The sequence below is a fragment of the Streptomyces sp. NPDC059861 genome (genome assembly GCF_042731435.1).
Lineage (GTDB): Bacteria > Actinomycetota > Actinomycetes > Streptomycetales > Streptomycetaceae > Streptomyces.
Genome location: NZ_JBHWJQ010000043.1, coordinates 23,360 through 46,396, shown reverse-complemented (window position 1 = coordinate 46,396; position 23,037 = coordinate 23,360). Strand labels below are relative to the sequence as shown.

Annotated in this window: 23 protein-coding genes; 10 read left to right on the top strand and 13 right to left on the bottom strand. The window is 70.0% G+C overall.

Features of this window, described 5'->3' with window-relative positions; translation table 11 throughout:
- The first annotated feature begins 94 nt into the window (after window positions 1-94).
- The 3 genes from pta to pyk all read left to right on the top strand — a co-directional run bounded on the left by pta (window position 95) and on the right by pyk (window position 4,929).
- A complete protein-coding gene (gene pta, locus ACFV6X_RS30100) occupies window positions 95-2,185 on the top strand; it encodes a phosphate acetyltransferase (RefSeq protein ID WP_385388770.1) in 2,091 nt (696 codons plus the stop codon).
- Complete coding sequence (locus tag ACFV6X_RS30095) at window positions 2,182-3,393, top strand: acetate kinase (RefSeq protein WP_385388767.1); 1,212 nt, start codon at window positions 2,182-2,184, stop codon at window positions 3,391-3,393. The genes pta and ACFV6X_RS30095 overlap by 4 nt, the downstream gene beginning before the upstream one ends.
- Window positions 3,394-3,501: 108 nt before the next feature.
- A complete protein-coding gene (gene pyk / locus ACFV6X_RS30090; RefSeq protein ID WP_385388765.1) occupies window positions 3,502-4,929 on the top strand; it encodes a pyruvate kinase in 1,428 nt (475 codons plus the stop codon).
- Window positions 4,930-5,024: 95 nt separating this feature from the next.
- Here the strand turns inward: pyk and ACFV6X_RS30085 are convergent, their stop codons facing one another.
- From ACFV6X_RS30085 to ACFV6X_RS30070, 4 genes are all read right to left on the bottom strand, one after another.
- Entirely contained in the window at window positions 5,025-6,389 is a 1,365-nt protein-coding gene (locus ACFV6X_RS30085) for a hypothetical protein (protein ID WP_385388762.1), read from the bottom strand.
- Complete coding sequence (locus tag ACFV6X_RS30080) at window positions 6,379-6,969, bottom strand: DUF6114 domain-containing protein (RefSeq protein WP_385388760.1); 591 nt, start codon at window positions 6,967-6,969, stop codon at window positions 6,379-6,381. The genes ACFV6X_RS30085 and ACFV6X_RS30080 overlap by 11 nt, the downstream gene beginning before the upstream one ends.
- A 188-nt stretch (window positions 6,970-7,157) precedes the next feature.
- The gene (locus tag ACFV6X_RS30075) at window positions 7,158-7,799 is read right to left on the bottom strand and encodes a DUF6230 family protein (RefSeq protein ID WP_385388757.1); all 642 of its coding nucleotides are present in this window, start codon (window positions 7,797-7,799) and stop codon (window positions 7,158-7,160) included.
- A 646-nt stretch (window positions 7,800-8,445) separates the two neighbouring features.
- Entirely contained in the window at window positions 8,446-9,417 is a 972-nt protein-coding gene (locus tag ACFV6X_RS30070; protein WP_385388754.1) for a tetratricopeptide repeat protein, read from the bottom strand.
- Window positions 9,418-9,687: 270 nt separating this feature from the next.
- Here ACFV6X_RS30070 and ACFV6X_RS30065 point away from each other — a divergent pair, with 270 nt between their 5' ends.
- On the top strand, window positions 9,688-10,386 hold the full coding sequence (locus tag ACFV6X_RS30065; protein WP_385388752.1) for a TetR/AcrR family transcriptional regulator: 699 nt from the start codon (window positions 9,688-9,690) through the stop codon (window positions 10,384-10,386).
- A gap of 128 nt (window positions 10,387-10,514) precedes the next feature.
- Here the strand turns inward: ACFV6X_RS30065 and ACFV6X_RS30060 are convergent, their stop codons facing one another.
- From ACFV6X_RS30060 to ACFV6X_RS30040, 5 genes are all read right to left on the bottom strand, one after another.
- Window positions 10,515-12,215 carry a methylmalonyl-CoA mutase gene (locus ACFV6X_RS30060; protein WP_385388751.1) on the bottom strand — a complete coding sequence of 567 codons (1,701 nt, stop codon included), beginning with the start codon at window positions 12,213-12,215 and terminating at the stop codon, window positions 10,515-10,517.
- 129 nt (window positions 12,216-12,344) lie between these two features.
- The gene (locus ACFV6X_RS30055; RefSeq protein ID WP_385388748.1) at window positions 12,345-12,683 is read right to left on the bottom strand and encodes a DUF3817 domain-containing protein; all 339 of its coding nucleotides are present in this window, start codon (window positions 12,681-12,683) and stop codon (window positions 12,345-12,347) included.
- A gap of 43 nt (window positions 12,684-12,726) precedes the next feature.
- Window positions 12,727-13,236 (bottom strand): MarR family winged helix-turn-helix transcriptional regulator, encoded by a 510-nt coding sequence (locus ACFV6X_RS30050; protein ID WP_385388745.1) that lies wholly within the window; start codon window positions 13,234-13,236, stop codon window positions 12,727-12,729.
- Between the two features lie 109 nt (window positions 13,237-13,345).
- The gene (locus ACFV6X_RS30045) at window positions 13,346-13,639 is read right to left on the bottom strand and encodes an MTH1187 family thiamine-binding protein (RefSeq protein WP_385388742.1); all 294 of its coding nucleotides are present in this window, start codon (window positions 13,637-13,639) and stop codon (window positions 13,346-13,348) included.
- Window positions 13,636-13,980, bottom strand: a complete 345-nt coding sequence (locus ACFV6X_RS30040; protein ID WP_385388740.1) for a DUF3817 domain-containing protein — start codon at window positions 13,978-13,980, stop codon at window positions 13,636-13,638. The genes ACFV6X_RS30045 and ACFV6X_RS30040 overlap by 4 nt, the downstream gene beginning before the upstream one ends.
- A 204-nt stretch (window positions 13,981-14,184) precedes the next feature.
- Between ACFV6X_RS30040 and ACFV6X_RS30035 the strand changes: the two genes are divergently transcribed.
- The 4 genes from ACFV6X_RS30035 to ACFV6X_RS30020 all read left to right on the top strand — a co-directional run bounded on the left by ACFV6X_RS30035 (window position 14,185) and on the right by ACFV6X_RS30020 (window position 16,835).
- Window positions 14,185-14,817 (top strand): AIM24 family protein, encoded by a 633-nt coding sequence (locus ACFV6X_RS30035; protein WP_385388811.1) that lies wholly within the window; start codon window positions 14,185-14,187, stop codon window positions 14,815-14,817.
- A 1-nt stretch (window position 14,818) separates the two neighbouring features.
- Window positions 14,819-15,469, top strand: a complete 651-nt coding sequence (locus tag ACFV6X_RS30030) for an AIM24 family protein (RefSeq protein WP_385388737.1) — start codon at window positions 14,819-14,821, stop codon at window positions 15,467-15,469.
- 41 nt (window positions 15,470-15,510) lie between these two features.
- Window positions 15,511-16,266, top strand: a complete 756-nt coding sequence (locus ACFV6X_RS30025; protein ID WP_385388809.1) for an AIM24 family protein — start codon at window positions 15,511-15,513, stop codon at window positions 16,264-16,266.
- Between the two features lie 92 nt (window positions 16,267-16,358).
- A complete protein-coding gene (locus ACFV6X_RS30020) occupies window positions 16,359-16,835 on the top strand; it encodes a MarR family winged helix-turn-helix transcriptional regulator (RefSeq protein WP_385388734.1) in 477 nt (158 codons plus the stop codon).
- A gap of 10 nt (window positions 16,836-16,845) precedes the next feature.
- Here the strand turns inward: ACFV6X_RS30020 and ACFV6X_RS30015 are convergent, their stop codons facing one another.
- On the bottom strand, window positions 16,846-18,330 hold the full coding sequence (locus ACFV6X_RS30015; protein WP_385388731.1) for an ATP-binding protein: 1,485 nt from the start codon (window positions 18,328-18,330) through the stop codon (window positions 16,846-16,848).
- Window positions 18,327-18,992 carry a response regulator transcription factor gene (locus ACFV6X_RS30010; protein WP_385388729.1) on the bottom strand — a complete coding sequence of 222 codons (666 nt, stop codon included), beginning with the start codon at window positions 18,990-18,992 and terminating at the stop codon, window positions 18,327-18,329. The genes ACFV6X_RS30015 and ACFV6X_RS30010 overlap by 4 nt, the downstream gene beginning before the upstream one ends.
- Before the next feature lie 119 nt (window positions 18,993-19,111).
- Here ACFV6X_RS30010 and ACFV6X_RS30005 point away from each other — a divergent pair, with 119 nt between their 5' ends.
- Window positions 19,112-19,978, top strand: a complete 867-nt coding sequence (locus ACFV6X_RS30005) for a PepSY domain-containing protein (protein ID WP_385388726.1) — start codon at window positions 19,112-19,114, stop codon at window positions 19,976-19,978.
- A 73-nt stretch (window positions 19,979-20,051) separates the two neighbouring features.
- Here ACFV6X_RS30005 and meaB read toward each other — a convergent pair whose 3' ends face one another.
- Window positions 20,052-21,011, bottom strand: coding sequence for a methylmalonyl Co-A mutase-associated GTPase MeaB (gene meaB, locus ACFV6X_RS30000; RefSeq protein ID WP_385388723.1), 960 nt, complete (start codon window positions 21,009-21,011; stop codon window positions 20,052-20,054).
- 43 nt (window positions 21,012-21,054) lie between these two features.
- On the bottom strand, window positions 21,055-22,260 hold the full coding sequence (locus ACFV6X_RS29995; RefSeq protein ID WP_385388720.1) for an acetyl-CoA C-acetyltransferase: 1,206 nt from the start codon (window positions 22,258-22,260) through the stop codon (window positions 21,055-21,057).
- A gap of 149 nt (window positions 22,261-22,409) precedes the next feature.
- Between ACFV6X_RS29995 and mce the strand changes: the two genes are divergently transcribed.
- Complete coding sequence (gene mce / locus ACFV6X_RS29990) at window positions 22,410-22,850, top strand: methylmalonyl-CoA epimerase (protein WP_385388717.1); 441 nt, start codon at window positions 22,410-22,412, stop codon at window positions 22,848-22,850.
- Window positions 22,851-23,037: the final 187 nt, after the last annotated feature.

The window sequence follows — 23,037 nt, the reverse complement described above, 5'->3', positions numbered from 1 at the left end:
ACGGTCCGAGGAGCCCGGGGCCTCCGATTCTCCACCCGGTCGGCCCCATCACCCCCGATTCAGGCAGACGACTCAGACGAAACGGAGAGCACGCGTGACGCGCAGCGTGTACGTGACCGGTATCGACCGCGGCGACGGCCGCCAGGTCGTCGAACTGGGGGTCATGGAACTCCTGACCCGGCAGGTCGACCGGGTGGGCGTCTTCCGCCCCCTCGTCCACGACGGGCCCGACCGCCTCTTCGATCTGCTGCGCGCCCGCTACCGGCTGTCGCAGGACCCGGCCACGGTCTACGGCATGGACTACCAGGAGGCCTCCGCGCTGCAGGCCGAACGGGGGACGGACGAGCTGGTCTCCACGCTCGTCGACCGCTTCCACCTGGTCGCGCGGGACTACGACGTCGTCCTCGTCCTCGGCACCGACTACGCCGACACCCAGTTCCCGGACGAGCTGGCCCTCAACGCCCGGCTCGCCAACGAGTTCGCCGCGTCCGTGATCCCGGTGGTGGGCGGCCGCAAGCAGACCGCCGAGTCCGTGCTCGCCGAGACCCGCAACGCCTACCGGGCCTACGAGGGGCTTGGCTGCGACGTCCTGGCCATGGTCACCAACCGGGTCGCCCGCGAGGACCGCGACCGGATCGCCGACCGGCTCGACGCCCGCCTCCCCGTGCCCTGTTACGTCCTGCCCGACGAGCCCGCCCTGTCCGCACCGACGGTCGCGCAGATCGCCCACACCCTCGGCGCCAAGGTGCTGCTCGGCGACGAGTCGGGACTGGCCCGGGACGCGCTCGGGTTCGTCTTCGGCGGGGCCATGCTGCCGAACTTCCTGGCCGCCCTGACCCCGGGCTGTCTGGTCGTCACCCCGGGGGACCGCGCCGACCTGGTCGTCGGCTCGCTCGCCGCGCACAGCGCGGGCACCCCGCCGATAGCCGGCGTCCTGCTCACCCTGAACGAGGTGCCGAGCGACGACGTCCTCACCCTCGCCGCCCGCCTCGCCCCGGGCACCCCCGTGCTCTCGGTGGCCGGCAACAGCTTCCCCACCGCCGAACAGCTGTTCTCCCTGGAGGGCAAGCTCAACGCGGCCACCCCGCGCAAGGCGGAGACCGCGCTCGGCCTGTTCGAGCGCTACGTCGAGACCGGCGGCCTGCTCAAGCGGGTGAGCGCGCCGAGCAGCGACCGCGTGACGCCGATGATGTTCGAGCACAAGCTGCTGGAGCGGGCCCGCTCCGACCGCCGCCGGGTGGTCCTGCCGGAGGGCACCGAGGAGCGGGTGCTGCACGCCGCCGAGGTGCTGCTGCGCCGCGACGTGTGCGACCTGACCCTGCTCGGGCCCGTCGACCGGATCCGCAAGAAGGCCGCCGATCTGGGCATCGACCTCGGCGACTGCCGGATCGTCGACCCGGCCACCAGCGAGCTGCGCGACACCTTCGCCGAGAAGTACGCCGCCCTGCGCGCCCACAAGGGCGTGACCGTGGAGCTGGCGTACGACGTCGTCTCCGACGTCAACTACTTCGGCACCCTGATGGTCCAGGAGGGGCACGCCGACGGCATGGTGTCGGGCTCCGTGCACTCCACGGCGGCCACCATCCGCCCGGCCTTCGAGATCATCAAGACCAAGCCGGACGCCGCCATCGTCTCGTCCGTCTTCTTCATGTGCCTCGCCGACAAGGTGCTCGTCTACGGCGACTGCGCGGTCAACCCCGACCCGAACGCCGAGCAGCTCGCCGACATCGCCGCCCAGTCGGCCTCCACCGCCGCCCAGTTCGGCGTGGAGCCGCGGATCGCGATGCTGTCGTACTCCACCGGTACGTCGGGCTCGGGAGCCGACGTCGACAAGGTCCGCGAGGCCACCGAGCTGGTACGGCAGCGGCAGCCCGACTTCAAGATCGAAGGGCCGATCCAGTACGACGCCGCCGTCGAGCCGAGCGTCGCCGCCACCAAGCTGCCGGACTCCGAGGTGGCCGGGCAGGCCAGCGTGCTGATCTTCCCCGACCTCAACACCGGCAACAACACCTACAAGGCCGTGCAACGCTCCGCCGGCGCGATCGCCGTCGGGCCGGTGCTCCAGGGTCTGCGCAAGCCGGTCAACGACCTGTCCCGCGGCGCGCTCGTCCAGGACATCGTCAACACCGTCGCCATCACGGCGATCCAGGCCCAGTCCCCCAGCGAGAAGGCAGCCCAGCGGTGAGTTCCCGAGTCCTCGTCCTCAACTCCGGCTCCTCGTCGGTGAAGTACCAGCTGCTCGACATGAGCGACAGCAGCCGGCTCGCCGTGGGCCTCGTCGAGCGGATCGGCGAGGAGACCTCCCGGCTGAGGCACACACTCGTCGCCACCGGCGCGACCCGCGGCTTCGAGGCGGCGATCCCCGACCACGAGGCCGCGCTGAAGGCCGTGGCCGCGGAGCTGGCCAAGGACGGGCTCGGCCTCGACTCGCCAGAGCTGGCCGCGATCGGGCACCGGGTGGTGCACGGCGGGAAGCACTTCACCGAGCCGACCGTCATCGACGACGCCGTGCTCGCCGAGGTCGAGCGGCTGATCCCGGTCGCCCCGCTGCACAACCCGGCCAACCTCACCGGCATCCGCACGGCCCGCGCCCTGCGCCCGGACCTGCCGCAGGTCGCCGTCTTCGACACCTCGTTCCACACGACGATGCCGGAGTCGGCCGCGCGGTACGCGATCGACGTCCGGACCGCCGACGAGCACCGGATCCGGCGGTACGGATTCCACGGCACCTCGCACGCCTACGTCTCCCGGGCGACCGCGGAGCTGCTGGGCAAGGCACCGGAGGAGGTGAACGTCATCGTGCTGCACCTCGGCAACGGGGCGTCCGCCAGCGCCGTACGCGGCGGGAAGTGCGTGGACACCTCCATGGGGCTGACGCCTTTGGAGGGGCTCGTGATGGGTACGCGTTCCGGTGACATGGACCCGGCCGTCATCTTCCATTTGATGCGAGTTGGCGGAATGTCCGCCGACGAGATCGACACTCTTCTCAACAAGAAGAGCGGACTGATCGGCCTGTGCGGTGACAACGACATGCGCGAGATCCGCCGCCGGATCGACGAGGGTGACGAAGAGGCGCAACTCGCCTTCGACATCTACATTCACCGTCTGAAGAAGTACATCGGCGCCTATTACGCGGTGCTCGGACGGGTGGACGCCATCGCGTTCACCGCCGGGGTCGGCGAGAACGCGGCGCCCGTGCGGGAGGCCGCCGTGGCGGGCCTGGAGGAGCTGGGCCTGGTGGTGGACGACGAGCTGAACGCCGTACGCGGCGACGCACCGCGACTGATCTCGCCCGGGTACGCGCGCGTGGCGGTGGCCGTGGTGCCGACCGACGAGGAGCTGGAGATTGCGACACAGACGTACGCGTTGGTAAAGGCGTCCCAGGTCTCTTAGAACTGCCACAGAGGCTCGGAGACGCCCTCACCTGAGCGGCATCCCGCCCTTTTGTATTTTCCGCCAGACGGAATATTCCGCAGCGAAACAAACCGATAGGATCGCCCCATGCGCCGTTCGAAAATCGTCTGTACTCTCGGCCCCGCGGTCGACTCCCACGAGCAGCTTGTCGCGCTGATCGAGGCGGGCATGAACGTTGCCCGCTTCAACTTCAGCCACGGCACGCACGCCGAGCACCAGGGGCGGTACGACCGCGTCCGTGCCGCCGCCAAGGAGACCGGCCGGGCCATCGGTGTCCTCGCCGACCTCCAGGGCCCGAAGATCCGGCTCGCGACCTTCGCCGAGGGGCCGGTGGAGCTGGTGCGCGGTGACGAGTTCGTCATCACCACCGAGGACGTGCCCGGCGACAGGACGATCTGCGGCACGACCTACAAGGGCCTGCCCGGCGACGTCTCGCGTGGCGACCAGATCCTGATCAACGACGGCAACGTCGAGCTGAAGGTGCTGGACGTCGAGGGCCAGCGGGTGCGGACGATCGTCATCGAGGGCGGCGTCATCTCCGACCACAAGGGCATCAACCTGCCCGGCGCGGCGGTGAACGTGCCCGCGCTGAGCGAGAAGGACGTCGAGGACCTCCGGTTCGCGCTGCGCATGGGCTGCGACCTGGTCGCCCTCTCCTTCGTCCGGGACGCCAAGGACATCAACGACGTCCACAAGATCATGGACGAGGAGGGCCGGCGCGTCCCGGTCGTCGCCAAGGTGGAGAAGCCGCAGGCGGTGGCCAACATGGAGGACGTCGTGATGGCGTTCGACGGTGTGATGGTCGCCCGTGGTGACCTGGCCGTCGAGTACCCGCTCGAGAAGGTCCCGATGGTGCAGAAGCGCCTGATCGAGCTGTGCCGGCGCAATGCGAAGCCGGTGATCGTGGCGACCCAGATGATGGAGTCGATGATCACCAACTCCCGGCCGACCCGCGCCGAGGCCTCCGACGTGGCCAACGCGATCCTGGACGGCGCGGACGCGGTCATGCTGTCGGCGGAGTCCTCGGTGGGCGCCTACCCGATCGAGACCGTCAAGACGATGTCGAAGATCGTCCAGGCGGCCGAGGGGGAGCTGCTCTCCAAGGGCCTGCAGCCGCTCGTGCCCGGCAAGAAGCCGCGCACGCAGGGTGGTTCGGTGGCCCGCGCGGCCGCCGAGATCGCCGACTTCCTCGGCGGCAAGGGTCTGGTGGCCTTCACCAAGTCCGGCGACACGGCCCGCCGTCTGAGCCGCTACCGCGCGAGCCAGCCGATCATCGCGTACACGACGGACGAGTCCACCCGCAACCAGCTGTCGCTCAGCTGGGGCGTGGAGTCCCACGTGGTGCCGTTCGTGAACAGCACGGACGAGATGGTCGACCTGGTCGACCAGGAGATCGCGAAGCTCAACCGCTTCAACCCCGGCGACATCGTGATCATCACGGCGGGCTCGCCCCCCGGCGTCCCGGGCACGACGAACATGGTGCGGGTGCACCACCTGGGCGGCGCGAACGACTGAGCCCCACACCGGACTGTGGCCCGGTCCCCCGCGAGGCGGGGGACCGGGCCACAGTTCTTTTGCGGCTCCCGAACGGGTCTGTGGGGGCGGGCGGCTCAGTCCGTGATGTACGACGAGAGTCCCGGCACGGTCAGGGTGCCGCCGAACTGACCGGCCTGCTGGACCTTCACGTCCGTGAAGTAGATCAGCGGGATGTTCAGCGGGGGCGGGTTCTCCGGACTGAAGGTGATCGGGATCAGGCCGAAGAGGTTGCCGGAGATCTTCTCGGTGTACATCACCGTGTCCCCGTCGGTGATCGTGGACTTGGAGCCCTTGTCGGCCTGGACGTGGTGCGTCTTGCCCGACTGCTTGTCCTTCACCGTCTGGTGCAGGTCACCGATGTCCGTACCGTCGGATATGACGTACTTCAGGACTTCCTTGACGTTGCCGGACGCGGTCTTGACCTTCACGATGCCCTGGTAGTCGGCACCCTTGAGCGTCAGCGAACTGGCGTCCAGGTACCAGGGGTCGTCGGGCAGCAGGATCTCGTTGTCTATCCCGCCCTCGACGTCCGTGGCGAGCGGGCAGTCGTCCGGGTCCGTGGTGGAGCTCGCGGAAGGGCTGGGCGTCGGCGAGGCGGTTGCCTCGTCCGCCGCTTCCTCGGTCTCCTCGGCCGCGTCCGACGCCGCGTCGGTGGGCTCGTCCGCGCTGTCCCCGGCCGGGTCGGTGTCCTTCCCCGTGCCGGCCGTGTCCTCCCCGGAGTTGCCGGAGTCACCGGAGTCGTCCGTGGCGCCGGAGGCGTCGTCCTGCTCGGACGTGTCGTCCTCGTCGCCCGAGGACGCGGACGGCGTCGGCGTGGGAGCGGCCTGGCTCTCCTCGCCCTTGCCGATCCCGGTGATGCCGTCGACGACGCCCGTGATCGTGTCGCCGACGGCGTCCAGCACGCCACCGTTCCCGGCCCCGGACGCGCTCGGCGTCGGGTTCGCGTCCTGCGGCTCGGAGTCCTTGTCCGCGGAGGCCGACGGGGACGGCGCCGGCTCGGCCTCGTCGTCGGAACCTGAATCCGACGAAGAGCCGTTGCCCGACCCGTTGTTGTCCGTGGCCTCGTCACCCGGGGTCTCGGGCGACTGGGGGGAGTCCGTCGCCGTGGCCGACGGGCTCGGCTCGCCGGACTCGCTCTCGCTCGCCGAGGCGGACGGCGACGACGAGGCGGCGTCACCTTCCTTCAGGAGTTCGACGCAGTCCTCGTACTCCTCGGCCGTCAGGCTCTGTGGAGTCGGCCGGTCGTCGGCGAGTGCCAGCTTCGGCGTGAGGCCCATGCCCATGAGGATCGCGGTGGGCATCGCCGCCACGGCTATCGCGCGGCCGGCCGGCACCTGGAATCTGGTGAACAGAGGCTTCTTGGGGGCGGCATGACGCGGCCCCGTCCTCGCCGGTTGCGGGGCCGCAGAGCTTTCGCCCCGGACCTCGTCAGCCGACACGGTGCGCCCCCTTCGGCTCATCTGCCCGAAAGCCGTCGGCCGTGCCGTACGGGGAGTGCGGCTCGCCCGGCTCGACAGGGTTGTCCCCCATGGCATCGGGAGCGGAGTCGGGGGCGACGCCGTCACCGCCGTCGTCGACCGGGCCCCGGTCGGCGTCACGGAGGCCGGCGTCCTCGGACTCCGGCTCGCCCGGCGCCCAGGAGAGGGCGAGCGCGCCGCCGAGCATGGCCAGCAGGAAGCCGACCAGGAAGCCACCGATGTTGGAGACCACCAGGGACACCAACGCCAGGAGGATCGCCGCGACACCGGCGAAGAAGCGGGTGGCCTGCTGGAACCACATCGTCAGGCCCAGCGTGATGAGCAGCACGCCGATGATCAGTGAACCGGCACCCGCGGTGGTCGCCATCGCGAGCGACATGGTGCCCAACTTGAGCGTGGCGTACGGGAAATAGGCGATCGGCACCCCGCCGAGCAGGGTGAACAATCCCGCCCAGAACGGCCGGGTGCCCCGCCAGTCACGGAATCGCAGACGCAACCGGGCGACTGTCCCGGCGCTCTGGTCCGGAGTCTCGGCACTCATGGAAAACAGCTCCCTGGGTCCGGTGGAAGTTCGTACCGGCTCGGCCGTAGGGCGTGAAGAAGCCGGAAGTGTGGGTCGGTGAGGGTGCCGACGCTCGGACGGGCCGGGCCGGCGGGGCGGAGAAGCGAAGGCTTCCCCGCCCCCGAGGGCAGTTCAGCTACCCCGATACACCCCGGTGACGGGAGCCGTCAGTAGCACTCCATCTTGGGGTTCGCGCCGAGACGCATCGACAGACCGCTGAGCTTGAACGTGCCGGCCGAGGTCGCCCACGCCGTCTGCTCGACGCCGTAGAGGTCGGCCGACTCCGCCTGCTGGGCGAAGCCGCCCGGCAGAGTGGTGGCCCGGTCCTTGTTGGCGGGCCCGCGCGTCTTGTCCTGGACCGCAACACCGATGTCGATGTTCTTGAACTCCGCATCGGCGTCCAGCTGCGCGACGTCGATGTAGAGGTTCTCGGCCTCGACCGGCTTCTTCGGGTCGTTGCCGGCCTCGAGACGGAGGTAGATCGATCCCACGAAGGGGATGTCCGTCTTGACCGACTGGCACATCTTGGTGATCGTCGCCGTGTCGAACGACGAGATCGCGACCGGCACCTTCTTCTTCTTCTTGCCCTCGACGGTCTCATAGACCTCGTCTATGCCACCGTACTGGGCAAAGCCCTCACCGTGCAGGTGAGAGGCCTTCACCTTGAACTGCTGGCCGGAGACACTGAAGGACGCGGCCAGCGCGCCCTGCGCCAGACCGACACCCACACATGCCGCGGCGGCGACGCTGGGCACCATGACCACAGCGAACCGCTTCCATCTGGTCCCACCACGCACTGGGGACTCCATATTTCCTCCTTCTCGGACGTACATCTCCTGGCCCGGCTCGCCCCAAAGGCGGCTGTACCGGACAGGGATGGGAGAAGTGCTACGTCCTCGGGAAGGAGAGCGCCCGCACTCGGCGGCGCACAACGGCGCCCGAATCACCGGCGATCACCCCCGAGCGACAACCACTGGTCGCGCCTGACACGCATCACGCACAACCTTGCTGGACAGGCTTCACCGGGTGGGCGAAGACCCCCCTGCCCAAGAGCCGGCGCCAGGGGCGTCGGCTCTGCTCGGTGGGGACCCAGGAAGTCCCGCGGCCCGATTGGATGTCGGGGTACGGGAATGGACCGAGCGTCGCCGATCGTGGTGCATTCTCGCCGCCCGCACAAGGGGGTTCGTTACTCGCTAGTAACGGCCGGATAACCGAACAACGACCAGCTGGACTCGGTCAGCGACTCTGGGTGCCAACTAGGGGTAGGACAAAACTATTGATCGCTGGACAGAATCCGACAGATGAACGCCCATGACTTACTCGCAGTAACAGCGGCCGCGATTACCAAGATTTGGTAAAGCGCGGCCGCCCTGACGCCCCGTCGGACACTTCCTCACTCAGGGCTTACACGTCCCGACGTTCAGCAACTGACCAGGACCCGGCCCCCCGCACCGCTCAGAACAGCGCGCGCGCCAGCGCCCGGCGAGCCGCGGTCACCCGCGGATCGTCCCCGCCGACCACCTCGAACAGCTCCAGCAGCCGCAGTCGTACGGCATCCCGGTCGTCGCCCGCCGTGCGGCGCACGGCGTCGATGAGTCGCCCGAAGGCGTCCTCCACATGACCGCCCACCAGGTCCAGGTCGGCGGCCACGATCTGCGCCTGCGCGTCGGCCGGCCGGTCGGCCGCCTCCTTGCGCACCCGCTGCACGTCCAGCCCCTGCACGCGCTGGAGCAACTCCGCCTGCGCCAGACCGAGTTTGGCCTCCGGGTGGGCGGGGTCGTCGGCGAGCACGTTCTTGTACGCCTGGACGGCCGTGGTCAGATCACCCGCGTCCAACGCCTGTGCGGCGGCGTTCAGCAGGGCGTCGTAAGGGCCGACGGGAGCCTCCGCCGGCTCCTGCCCGCCCGGCTGGGCCTCCGGGTCGACGGTCAGGCCGGTCAGCCCGAAGCGCTGCTCGGCGACGGTGACCAACTGGTCGAGGGTCTCCCGGATCTGCGCCTCCGCGGCGGCACCCTGGAAGAGCGGCAGCGCCTGGCCCGCGACGACCGCGAAGACCGCCGGGATCCCCTGGATCCCGAACTGCTGCATCAGCATCTGGTTGGCGTCGACATCGATCTTGGCGAGGAGGAAGCGACCGTTGTACTCGACGGCAAGCCGCTCAAGCACCGGGCTGAGCTGCTTGCAGGGCTCGCACCACTCGGCCCAGAAGTCGATGACGACCGGGACCTCGGTGGAGCGCTGGAGGACGTCGCGCTCGAATCCGGCCTCATCGACGTCGATGACGAGATCGGCCGGGGAGACGGCCCCGCCGCCGCCCTCGCGCGCCGCTGCGGCGCGCGCCTGCTCGGCCTTGGCCTTGGCCTCCTGGGCCGCCTTCACCGCGGCGAGGTCGACGACGCCGCTCATGGACATGTTCCGTGGCTGCATGCGTCTATCCTCCCCCGTTACCCGGGCGTCTGTGAAAAGCGCCCTCGAAGCCGTGCGTGCGTTCGACGCCGGGTCCCCACCCCACGCCTGTGGTCGTCGCTCGTGCACGAGACGAAAGTCCCCGTACGACACGGGAGAGCAGGTCGAGCACGAGCTTTCGCTACGAGTCGTAGCGTAACGGCAGGGGGCGCCCCGTCGACAGCCTCGCCTGGTGATCTCCCTCACTGTCGGCCGAAACCCGCCGCACGCGGGCCCGGATATGGTCGAAAGATGCAGAGCCGCACCCCCGCCGGCCGCACGGGTCGCCCGCGCAGCGCCGCCGCCGACACCGCCATCCTGGCCGCGACCCGGGCGGCCCTGGTGGAACTCGGCTGGTCCAAGCTCACCTTGGGAGACGTCGCGGCCCGGGCCGGGGTTGCGAAAACGACGCTCTACCGCCGCTGGGCGGGCAAGAACGAACTGGTCGTCGACGCGGTGGCGGAACTCTTCGACGAACTGCGCCTGCCCGACCGCGGCACCCTGGGCGCCGACATCGAGGGCGTGGTGCTCCAGCTGGCCGCGATCCTGGACCGGCCGGAGGCCAAGAGCGGTCTGATGGCGGTGGTCGCGGAGTCGACCCGCGACCCCGCGCTGCGCGAACGCATCCGCGCGACGATCGTCGACCGCCAGAAGCGCCTGGTCGTGGTGGGCCGGGCCCGCGCACAGGCACGCGGCGAACTCCCGGCGGAGTCCGACCCCACCGACGCGGCCCGCACCGTGGACCTGATCTTCGACATGGTGGCGGGGGCGGTGGTCCACCGCTCCCTGGTCAGCGCGGAACCGGCGGACGCGGACTGGGCCCGCTCACTGACGCGGGTACTGCTGCTGGGGCTGGCGGGTGCGGCGACGGCCGAGCGGGCCGGGGAAGCGGGGGACGCCGGGCAACTCGAAAGCCCCGTACGGGAAGGAGGCGACGCGGACGCGGAGTGATCCCGGTGGATCCTCCTGGCTGAGCGCGCGAGAGGGCAGTCGGGGGCAGCGGGGAACAGCGGTCCGGGCTCTCGGCTGCCGTGCCGGAGTCCGGACCGCTGTGTCGTCGGCCGGGGTCCTCGTCGGGCCTAGAAGCCCGCCGGCTCCGTGTACACGCCCCACTCGTCGCGCAGGGCGTCGCAGATCTCGCCGAGGGTCGCCTCGGCGCGAACGGCCGTCAGCATCGGCTCGATCATGTTGGTGCCGTCGCGTGCGGCGTCGAGCATCGCGCCGAGTGCCGTGCGGACGGCCGCCTCGTCGCGGCCCGTGCGGCGCGCGGACAGCGCGCGTACCTGCTCGCGCTCCACCTCGTGGCTGACCCGCAGGATCTCCAGGTCGCCGGTGACGGAGCCGGTGTGGGCGTTGACGCCGACGACCCTCTTGTCGCCCTTCTCCAGGGACTGCTGGTAGCGGAACGCGGATTCGGCGATCTCGCCGGTGAACCAGCCGTCCTCGATACCGCGCAGGATGCCGGAGGTGATCGGGCCGATCGGGTGCCGGCCGTCGGGGTGCGCCCGCAGGCCGCGCTCCCTGATCTGGTCGAAGATCTTCTCCGCGTCGGCCTCGATACGGTCGGTCAGCTGCTCGACGAACCACGAACCGCCCAGCGGGTCGGCGACGTTGGCGACGCCGGTCTCCTCCATGAGGACCTGCTGGGTCCGCAGGGCGATCTCCGCGGCCTGCTCGGACGGCAGTGCGAGGGTCTCGTCGAGCGCGTTGGTGTGCAGGGAGTTCGTGCCGCCGAGGACCGCGGCCAGCGCCTCCACCGCCGTACGGACGACATTGTTGTACGGCTGCTGGGCGGTCAGCGAGACACCGGCGGTCTGGGTGTGGAAGCGCAGCCACTGGGCCTTGTCGGACGTGGCGCCGTACTCGTCCCGCATCCAGCGGGCCCAGATGCGGCGCGCGGCGCGGAACTTGGCGATCTCCTCGAAGAAGTCGAGGTGGGCGTCGAAGAAGAACGACAGGCCCGGGGCGAAGACATCGACGTCGAGCCCACGGCTCAGGCCCAGCTCCACGTACCCGAAGCCGTCCGCGAGCGTGTACGCCAGCTCCTGCGCGGCCGTCGCGCCGGCCTCGCGGATGTGGTAGCCGGAGACGGAGAGGGGCTTGTAGGCCGGGATGCGCGTCGCGCAGTACTCCATCAGGTCGCCGATCAGGCGGAGATGCGGCTCGGGCTGGAAGAGCCACTCCTTCTGGGCGATGTACTCCTTGAAGATGTCCGTCTGGAGCGTGCCGTTCAGGACGGACGGGTCGACGCCCTGGCGCTCGGCGGCGACCAGGTACATGCAGAAGACCGGGACCGCCGGGCCGCTGATCGTCATCGACGTGGTGACGTCGCCGAGCGGGATGTCGCGGAAGAGCACGTCCATGTCGGAGGCCGAGTCGACGGCCACCCCGCAGTGGCCGACCTCGCCGAGCGAGCGCGGGTCGTCGGAGTCGCGGCCCATCAGGGTCGGCATGTCGAAGGCGACCGAGAGGCCGCCGCCGCCGGCCGCGAGGATCATCTTGTAGCGCTCGTTGGTCTGCTCGGCGTTGCCGAAGCCGGCGAACTGCCGGATCGTCCACGTGCGCCCTCGGTAGCCGGTCGGATACAGGCCACGCGTGAAGGGGTACTCCCCCGGCCAGCCGATCCGCTCGAAGCCCTCGTAGGTGTCCCCGGGGCGGGGCCCGTACACCGGCTCCACGGGATCGCCGGAGAGCGTGGTGAAGTCCGCGTCGCGCTTGCGCGCCGCGTCGTACCGGGCCTGCCACCGTCGGCGGCCCTCTTCGATGGCGTCAGCGTCCATACCTTCGAATTTACTAGGACGTCCTAGTAAATGTCGACGGCTGGCGGCTGATTTGTTGGAGCGTCCGAGCAGTCGGGTGAACGGCTGCCGCCGCACGCACCCGTGTACGGCGGGAGACGGCGGTTGCGGCTAGGCCTTCACCGGGGCGGGTGAGTCCTGCGTGACCTGGGCGTCGAGCTCGCGGGAGATCTTCCGCTCGACGAAGAACGCCGCCGTCGGGATCGTGCCCGCCAGCAGCACCCACACCTGCTTGGCGACCGGCCACTTCGCCTTGGAGCCCAGGTCGAAGGCGAAGACGAGGTAGACCACGTACAACCAGCCGTGCGCGATGGAGACGACCTGCGTCGCGTCCGCGGCACCGTCCATCTTCAGGCCGTACTTGGCGATCATGCACAGGCACAGCAGGACCAGGAGCACACCGGTGACGTAGGCCATGACGCGGTAGCGGGTCAGCACGCTCTTTTTCATGCGATCGAGCGTAACGGCCCGTTCCGGGCGATCTTCCGTCGGGTCACTGCTCCTCGAAGTCGTTCGCCGAGACGCGCAGGGGGCGGAGCATGGCGAAGATCTCCGCGCACTCCTCCGCGTCGTAGGCACCCAGGCCGAAGTCCATCGCCATCAGGTCGCGGGTGGCCGACTCGACCACCTCGCGGCCCTTCTCGGTGATCACGGCGAGAGTGCCGCGGCCGTCGTTGGGGTTGGGGCGCCTGGCCACCAGGCCCGACTTCACCAGGCGGTCGACGGTGTTCGTGACGGAGGTCGGGTGCACCATGAGCCGCTCGCCGATCTTGGACATCGGCAGTTCGCCCGCCTTGGAGAAGGTGAGCAGCACCAGCGCCTCGTAGCGCGCGAACGTCAGGCCGTACGGCTTGACCACCGCGTCGACCTCGGCGAGCAGGATCTGGTGCGCCCGCATGATCGAGGTGATCGCGGCCATGGACGGCACGCTGCCCCAGCGCTGCTTCCAGAGTTCGTCGGCGCGGGCGATGGGGTCGAAGGGAAGGCTGAGCGGCTTCGGCACGTCACCAGACCTTACCCGCCGGTCATATCGTGGTCAGCCCTGTCTCGCGTATCGGTACGCGCGGGAAGACCCCGGCCGGTGGACCGGGCCGGGGTCCTTCCCGGTGCCGCTACGGGGCCAGGTGGCGTTCCACCGTCTCGACCTTGGACGTGAGGGCGTCCGTGACGCCGGGGCGGATGTCCGCCTTGAGGACCAGGGACACCCGCGGCGCCCTCGCCTCCACGGCGGCCACCGCGCGCTTCACGACGGCCATGACCTCGTCCCACTCGCCCTCGACGGACGTGAACATCGCGTCCGTACGGTTCGGCAGGCCGGACTCGCGCACCACGCGGACGGCGTCGGCGACGTACTCCCCCACGTCCTCGCCGACACCGAGGGGGGTGACGGAAAAGGCGACGATCACGCGCTCACGGCCCCTTCCTTACGGGCACGCTCCGCGATCACCGCGTCCTCGGCCTCGCGGCGCAGTTTGCGCTCGGCGAAGAAGCCGCCGGTGGGAAGCACGGAGAGGACGAAGTAGAGGGCGCCCGTGCCGAAGCTCCACTTGGCGCGGTTCCAGGCGTCCGCCCAGAAGATCACGTACAGGATGAACAGGACGCCGTGGACCGCGCCCATCACGGGGACCGCGTTGAATTCCGTGGTCCGCTTCAGCACCGAGCAGAGGAGCAGGATCAGGAAGGACACGGCCTCCGGGGCCGAGACCAGGCGGAGGCGGCGGAGGGCGGTGGCGGTCTTGAGATCCACGGGTCACCTTCGGTGGGAGATTCGCTGACGAGGCGGGTCGCTTTGTGAACGGACGCACAATCGCTCCGCCATTGTGGCAAACGGCCGGGCGGGCGAGGGCCCGGGGGTCCGGGTCCGGCTCCCCTAGGGGTGCGGTCGGGGTCCGTCCCGGGAAACTGACTCTGTCGGCGGAGCCAATCGGGCGATACCTTCACATCCGTGGCGATGTTCCGACTTCAAGGCAGCAAGGTGCTCGCCGTCGACATGACCGGGGACGCCGTGAAGGCGAAGAACGGCTCGATGGTCGCGTACGACGGGCAGATGGCCTTCAAGAAGCTGAGCGGCGGCGGTGAGGGCATACGGGGGATGGTGACCCGGCGCATCACCGGCGAGCAGATGACCCTGATGGAGGTGAAGGGGCAGGGGACGTGCTGGTTCGCGGACCGGGCCTCGGAGATCAACCTGGTGAGTCTCCAGAACGACAGGCTCTACGTGGAGTCGAGCAATCTGCTCGCGACCGACGGCGGGCTGCGGACCGGCACGTCCTTCACGGGGCTGCGCGGCGCCTCGCAGGGCAACGGGCTGTTCACGACGACCGTCGAGGGGCACGGGCAGGCGGCGATCATGTCGGACGGGCCGGCGGTGGTGCTGCGGGTCAGCGCGCAGTACCCCCTGACCGTGGACCCGGGGGCGTATGTGGCGCACCAGGGGAACCTGCGGCAGTCGTTCCAGTCCGGCGTGACCTTCCGCACATTGATGGGAGAGGGCGGGGGCGAGGCGTTCCAGATGCGGTTCGAGGGGGACGGGCTCGTGTACGTCCAGCCCAGTGAGCGGAACACGATCGCGGGGGATGTGTGACATGGGCTTCCGCGAGGTCAATTCGAAGATGGTCGAGGCGACCGTCATGCCGGGGCAGCGGCTGTTCAGCCAGCGCGGCGCCATGCTCGCCTACAAGGGCGAGGTGTCCTTCACCCCCAACATGGGCGGTGGCCAGGGCGGCATCATGTCGATGATCGGGCGCCGGGTCGCGAACGAGGACACCCCGCTGATGACCGTGGAGGGCAGCGGCACCGTGCTGTTCGGGCACGGCGGGCATCACGTGCAGGTGATCGACCTCACCGGGGACACGCTCTGCGTCGAGGCGGACCGGCTGCTCGCCTTCGAGGGAAGCCTCCAGCAGGGGACGATGTTCATGGGCTCCCAGGGCGGGGTGATGGGGATGGTGCGGGGGCAGGTCACCGGGCAGGGGCTGTTCACGACGACGCTCAAGGGGCACGGTTCGGTGGCCGTCATGGCCCACGGCGGGGTCTTCGAGATCCCGATCAGCCCGCAGCGTCCGGTGCACGTCGACCCGCAGGCCTATGTCGCCCACCACGGGGACGTGCGCAACAAGCTCTCCACCGCGCTGGGCTGGCGGGACATGGTGGGGCGCGGCTCCGGCGAGGCGTTCCAGCTGGAGCTGAGCGGCAGCGGCGCGGTGTACGTCCAGGCCTCGGAGGAGAAGCTGTGACCTACGGAACTCCGGGCGCCGGGCCCGTCGTGCACGACCCGATGACGCTGCCCGCCGACGAGAACGTGAACGCTTACACCTTCTGCGTGGAGCTGAAGGGGACCCAGTGGTTCCTGCAGAAGGGGAAGATGATCGCCTACTACGGATCGATCGACTTCAACGGCGTCGGGCACGGGCGATTGGACCGTCTTGTCCGTACGTCGTTCCATTCGCCACTGCACGCCGCGGACTGGGTCGTGGCGGAGGGCTCGGGCAAGATGCTCCTCGCCGACCGGGCCTTCGACGTGAATTCCTACGATCTGGAAGACGGCAACCTGACCATTCGCTCGGGCAACCTGCTCGCTTTTCAGCCAACTCTCGCGCTGAAGCAGTCGATCGTGCCGGGCTTTCTCACGCTCATCGGAACCGGAAAGTTCGTGGCCGCATCTAACGGTCCGGTGGTGTTCATGGAGCCGCCGATCCGGGTGGACCCGCAAGCGCTTGTCGGCTGGGCCGACTGCCCCTCGCCGTGCCACCACTACGACCATGGCTACATGACGGGCGTAATGGGCGGTCTACGTGCGATGACAGGCCTCGGCGGGGCCTCCGGGGAGGAGCATCAGTTCGAGTTCGTGGGAGCCGGTACGGTCCTGCTCCAGTCGACCGAGAACCTGATGGCCGAGCAGGCCACGGGAACGGTCCCGCACCAGGCCGGCGTACCCGGTGGTGGCGGGGTGACCGGAGGGCATGGACCGCAAGCCGGCGCACCGCGCCTTCCCGGACAGCTGGGGGACCTCCAGCGTCGCTTCGGGCTGTGAGCGGTAGTCTGCGGAGTGTGACGTCGAACGCGTGCGCACTGTCACACCACCCTCAGTAGTTCACATTTCAACCTCTTAGGTAGACTTCATTCATGGAGACCGAGACGGCCACGCGCTGGCTGACCGATGCGGAGCAGTGTGCCTGGCGCACCCACCTGGAGGTCAACAGGCTGTTGACGTACCAGCTCGAAAAGGACCTACAGCCGTTCGGCCTGACGATGAACGACTACGAGATCCTGGTGAATCTTTCCGAGTCGGACGATTTGCGGATGCGGATGAGCGATCTCGCCTCCGCCACCATGCAGTCCAAGAGCCGCCTCTCGCACCAGATCACCCGCATGGAGAACGCCGACCTGGTGCGGCGCGAGAACTGCGAGTCCGACCGCCGCGGGCTGTACGCGGTGCTCACCGACCACGGCATGGAGACGATGCAGAAGGTCGCGCCCCACCATGTCTCGTCCGTACGGCGGCACTTCATCGACCTGTTGCCCTCCGATTCCCTCACCGAACTCGACAAGGCCCTGAGGCCGATCGCGGACCATCTGCGCGGGCAGCGCGGCCGGCCCTGACAGCGAAGTCCTAGGCGAGCGGCAGGCGGAGTTCGAACAGGGCTCCGCCTGCCGGCGCGTCATGGACCGTGAGGGTGCCGCCGTGCCGGGCCGCGACGTCGCGCGCGATGGCGAGACCGAGACCGGCGCCGCCCTCGTCCCGGCTGCGGGCGTCGTCCAGCCGTACGAACCGCTCGAAGATCCGCTCCCGGTCCGCCCGGGGTACGCCGTCCCCGTCGTCCGCGACCTGGACGACCGCCCGGCCCCCGTCCCGCCGTACGGCCACGGTGACCGCCGAGCGAGCGTGCCGCTGGGCGTTGTCCAGCAGATTGGCCAGCACCCGCCCCAGCTGCCCGCGCGATCCGGCCACTTCGAACGACTCCGCGTCGACCGACACGCCCGTGCGGCCCGCGGCCTGCTCACGCGCCAGCTCGGCGACGTCGACCCGCGTGCCGGTGGGCCGCTCCCCCGCGTCCAGCCGGGCGAGCAGCAGCAGATCGGCGGCGAGCCTTTGCAGTCGTACGGTGTCCTCGACCGCGCCGTCCAGGTCCAGCAACTCCGGATGGGCCGCCGCCACCTCCAGCTGGGTGCGCAGGGAGGCGATCGGGCTGCGCAGCTCGTGCGAGGCGTCGGCGACGAAACGCCGCTGGCGGTCCACCGAGGTCTCCAGGGCGGCCAGCGTCTCGTTGGTGGTGCGGGCCAGGCGGGCGACCTCGTCGTGGGTGCCCGGTTCGGGGACCCGCCGGGAGAGGTCCTCGGAGGCGGTGATCTCCGCCATCTCGCTGCGGATGCCCTCCACCGGGCGCAGCGCGCGCCCGGTCACCAGCCAGGTCACCCCGGCGACGACGCCGAGCAACAGGGGGAAGCCGATCAGCATCACGGTCTGCGCGGTGCTCACGGCGTTCTGCTCGGCGGCCAGCGGACCGCCCGCGTACACGGTGTAGGTGCCTTGGCCGGGGACCTCGACCTGCACCTTCGCGAACCGGTAGTCCGCCTGGTCGCCGTCGATGGTCGCCGAGCCGTCCGTGATGGACGACTCCTCGGCGATCTCGCCCGGCTGGAGCGTGGCCCCGGCGGAGTCGTCGTCACCCGGATCGTCACCGGAGTCGTCGGAGTCGTCGTCGCCCGAGCGGCCCGAGTCGTCGGAGTCGTCGTCGCCCGAGCCGGTGCCCGGCTCGGGGGTGGGCGGCGGCTGCTTCTGCGGCCGGACGGCGTTCGTGCCCGTGCCGCTGATGCGCTCCAGCTTCTCGCTGGCCGCGACCAGCGTGCCGTCCTCGGCGACGACCTGGACGGGACGGTCGTCGTCGTCCAGGGACAGCTGGTCGGCACGCTTGCCGCCGGCCAGATCGGCCGCGACCGTCCGGGCGGAGCGCTCCGCCTCGGTTCCGGCCTGCTCGGTCAGGTTGGAGTAGAGGGACAGCAGGACGGCGGCCCCCGCGGCGATCAGGGCCACGGCGACGACGAGTGTGGCACCGAGCGTGGCCCGGGCCCGGACGGAACCGAACAGCCGGCTCATCTCGGCGCCTCCAGCCGGTAGCCGGCGCCCCGCACCGTACGGATCAGCCCCGCACCCAGCTTGCGGCGCAGCGCGCTGACGTACACCTCGACGATGTTCGGATCGCCCTCGTACGCGAAGTCCCAGACGTGCTCCAGGATCTCCGCCTTGGACACCACCTCGCCGGCCCGCACCGCGAGTTGCTCCAGCACGGAGAACTCCTTCGCGGTCAGGGCGATCTCGTCGTCGTCACGGGTGACCCGGCGGGCGGCGGTGTCGACGCGCAGGGGGCCGACCGTGAGGACCGGCGAGGCGCCGTGCTGGCCGCGGCGGCGCAGCAGGGCGCGGACGCGGGCGACCAGGACGACGTAGGAGAAAGGCTTGGTCAGATAGTCGTCGGCGCCCGTGTCCAGGCCCTCCGCCTCGTCGTACTCGCCGTCCTTCGCGGTGAGCATCAGGATCGGCACGTCGTTGCCGGCGGCGCGGAGGGTGGAGCAGACGCGGTAGCCGTTCATGCCGGGCAGCATGATGTCGAGGACGAGCAGGTCGTAGGGCGACTCGGCCGCCCGGTGCAGGCCCTCCAGGCCGTCGTGGACGACGTCCACGGCATAGCCCTCCGCCGTCAGGCCCTTGGCCAGGGACAGCGCGAGGCGTTTCTCGTCCTCCACGATCAGCAGCCGCATGCGCCAAGGGTCGCAAACCCAACCTGAAGTGATCTTCAGGCGGCTTCAGCGTGGCTTCAGGCGTCGGACGGCAGCGTGGTGGACGTCGCAACGACAAGCTCGAACTCGGGGAGGAACCCATGAAGCGCAACATCGTCATCGCCGCAGTGGTCGCGACCGCCGTGATCGGCGGTGGTACGACCCTGGCGTTCGCGGGCAGCGGCGGCGATTCGCCGGGTACGCCGACCGCGTCCGCGTCCACCGACGCGGTGGGCGCCGATCAGCGGGACGACCAAGAGGCCGACGACCGGGACGACGACGGCAGCGCCGTCCACGGCGCGCAGGTGACGGCCGCGGAGGCCGTCGAGGCGGCGCTGAAGGCGCGGCCGGGGACCGCGGTCTCGGCGGACCTCGACGACGACAGTGACGACAGCGACGACGACCGCGACGACCGGGGCGACGACCGGCGGGGCTGGGAGGTCGAGGTGCTCGGCCAGGGCACGACCTCGTACACGGTGCACGTGGACCCGGCGTCGGGGAGGGTGCTCGGCACGTCGGCCGACCGGGACGACGACGGTGACGACGACCGGGACGACCGGGCCGCGCTGAAGGGCGCCCAGGTCACCGCGGTGGAGGCGGCGAACGCCGCGTCCGCGAAGGGGTTCGTCACCTCGGTGGACCTCGATGACGACGACCGGGTGAACTCGTGGGACGTCGAGACCGGCGGCACGGACGGCAAGGAGGGCCACTGGAACGTCGACCTGAAGTCGGGCCAGGTCACCGCGGACCGGGACGACGACCAGGGCGACGACCGGGACGACGACCGTGGTGGCCGGGCCGACGACCGCGCGGACGACCGGGTCGAAAGCCGTGCGGACGACCGTTCCGACGACCGGGCGGAGGACCAGGCCGACGACCGGAACGACGACAACGGCAAGCAGCAGGACCAGGACGACGACAACGGCAAGGACGACGACGACCACGGTGACGACCGCGGCGAGGACTGACCGCGTCCGGGGCCAGGGTCCCTGGGGGCCACCACCCCCAGGGACCCACTGCCCCCAGGGCGGCGCCCTGGGCTCACGCCCCGTCCGTGACCCCCGCCACCAGCTCGTCCGCCGCGCGGTAGGGGTCCAGTTCGCCGGCCACTATCCGTTCCGCGAGCGCGCTCAGGCGGCGGTCGCCGTGGAGGTCCGCGATGCGTTCCCGCAGCGCCGTGACCGCGATGGTCTCGACCTCGCGGGAGGCCCGGGACAGCCGGCGCTCCGTCAGGACGCCCCGTTCCTCCATCCAGGCGCGGTGCTTCTCCAGCGCCTCCACGACCTCGTCGACGCCTTCGGCGCGTGCGGCGACCGTCTTGACGATCGGCGGGCGCCAGTCGCCGGGGGCGCGGGACTCGCCGAGGCCGAGCATGTGGTTCAGTTCGCGGGCCGTGGCGTCGGCGCCGTCGCGGTCCGCCTTGTTGACGACGTAGACGTCGCCGATCTCCAGGATTCCGGCCTTGGCCGCCTGGATGCCGTCGCCCATACCGGGGGCGAGGAGGACGACCGAGGTGTCGGCCTGGGAGGCGATCTCCACCTCCGACTGGCCGACGCCCACCGTCTCGACGAGGACCACGTCGCAGCCCGCCGCGTCCAGCACGCGGATCGCCTGCGGCGCGGCCCAGGCGAGGCCGCCGAGGTGGCCCCGGGTGGCCATGGAGCGGATGTAGACGCCGGGGTCGGAGGCGTGGTCCGACATCCGGACCCGGTCACCGAGCAGGGCTCCGCCCGAGAACGGGGACGACGGGTCGACCGCCAGGACGCCGACCCGCCTGCCCTGCTTGCGGTACGCCGTCACCAGCGCCGAGGTCGTGGTGGACTTCCCGACGCCCGGGGAGCCGGTGAGGCCGACCACGTACGCCCCGCCGGTCAGGGGGGCCAGCGTCGCCATGACCTCCCTGAGCTGCGGGGACGCCCCCTCCACCAGCGAGATCAACCGGGCCACGGCACGCGGCCGGCCCTCTCTCGCCTGGGCCACCAGCGTGGAGACGTCCTGCATCACAGCTCCGTTCACATCACCGACAAAACAGACTGACGACTGCTCAGTGCTTCGGTACCCGCACGATCAGCGCGTCACCCTGACCGCCACCACCGCACAGCGCCGCCGCGCCGACGCCGCCGCCACGCCGCTTCAGCTCCAGCGCCAGGTGGAGTACGAGACGGGCCCCGGACATCCCGATCGGGTGACCCAGGGCAATGGCGCCGCCGTTGACGTTCACCCTTTCGCTGGACACCCCGAGGTCCTTCATTGACTGCACGGCGACAGCGGCGAAGGCCTCGTTGATCTCGATCAGGTCGAGGTCCGAGACCTCCAGGCCCTCCTTCTTCAGGGCGTGCCCGATGGCGTTGGACGGCTGGGACTGGAGGGAGTTGTCGGGGCCCGCGACGTTGCCGTGCGCGCCGATCTCCGCGATCCACTCCAGGCCGAGCTCCTCGGCCTTCGCCTTGCTCATCACCACGACCGCGGCCGCGCCGTCGGAGATCTGCGAGGACGAGCCCGCGGTGATCGTGCCGTCCTTGGCGAACGCCGGGCGCAGCTTGCCCAGCGACTCGGCCGTGGTGTCGCCGCGGATGCCCTCGTCCTTGCTGAAGACGACCGGCTCGCCCTTGCGCTGCGGGATCTCGACCGGGGTGATCTCGGCCTCGAAGATGCCGTTCTTCTGCGCGGCGGCGGCGCGCTGGTGGGACAGCGCGGCGATCTCGTCCTGCTCCGGGCGGGCGATGCCGAGCCGGGTGTTGTGCTTCTCCGTGGACTCGCCCATGGCGATGTTCTCGAAGGCGTCGGTCAGGCCGTCGTGGGCCATCGCGTCGAGCATCTCGACCGCGCCGTACTTGAAGCCCTCGCGGGACTTCGGCAGCAGGTGCGGGGCGTTCGTCATGGACTCCTGGCCACCCGCCACGACCACGTCGAACTCGCCGGCGCGGATCAGCTGGTCGGCGAGGGCGATGGCGTCGAGGCCGGAGAGGCACACCTTGTTGATGGTCAGTGCCGGGACGCTCATCGGGATCCCGGCCTTGACCGCGGCCTGGCGCGCCGGGATCTGCCCGGCCCCGGCCTGGAGCACCTGGCCCATGATCACGTACTGCACCTGGTCGCCGCCGATTCCCGCGCGGTCGAGGGCGGCCTTGATCGCGAAGCCGCCGAGGTCGGCTCCGGAGAAGGACTTCAGCGAACCGAGCAGCCGTCCCATCGGGGTGCGGGCACCCGCGACGATGACGGAAGTCGAGCCGTTCTTTGCAGAAGACATGAGCTGCGATCCCCTTCCGGCCTGCACTGGCCGAGGAGTGAACGAGGGTTTACTTCGAATGTACTGAGCGGTACTCCACCGCGTCATCGGGCTGTCGGTGTGATCGCGCGCACGTTGCGTAACCACCTCCGGAGCGCTGCACTGAATCCATGCTGACGCGAATCGACCACATCGGGATCGCCTGTCACGACCTCGACGCGACTGTCGAGTTCTACCGGGCCACGTACGGCTTCGAGGTGTTCCACACCGAGGTCAACGAGGAGCAGGGCGTACGCGAGGCCATGCTCAAGATCAACGATACGTCCGACGGCGGATCCTCGTACCTGCAGCTCCTGGAGCCGACCCGGGAGGACTCCACGGTGGCGAAGTGGCTCGCCAAGAACGGCGAGGGTGTGCACCACATCGCCTTCGGTACGGCGGATGTCGACGGGGACGCGGCCGCGATCAAGGACAAGGGCGTACGCGTTCTGTACGAGGAGCCCCGGCGCGGCTCCATGGGGTCACGGATCACCTTCCTGCACCCCAAGGATTGTCACGGCGTACTGACAGAACTGGTCACTTCGGCGCCTGTTGAGTCACCTGAGCACTGATGCTCGTACATATGGGCCGGTAGGGTTGGGGGCGGTCGTCGCTTCCACACGGGCGATCGCATTCCGGGGTCCGGGTTTCGGGGGACGAGCGTCGGGGCAGCAGCCCATGCTCCGTCGTTGATCTGACACCATTCCCCGGGGGCCCCGTTCGGCGGATGGACGGAGCTCGTTTGGAGAGACTTGCGAC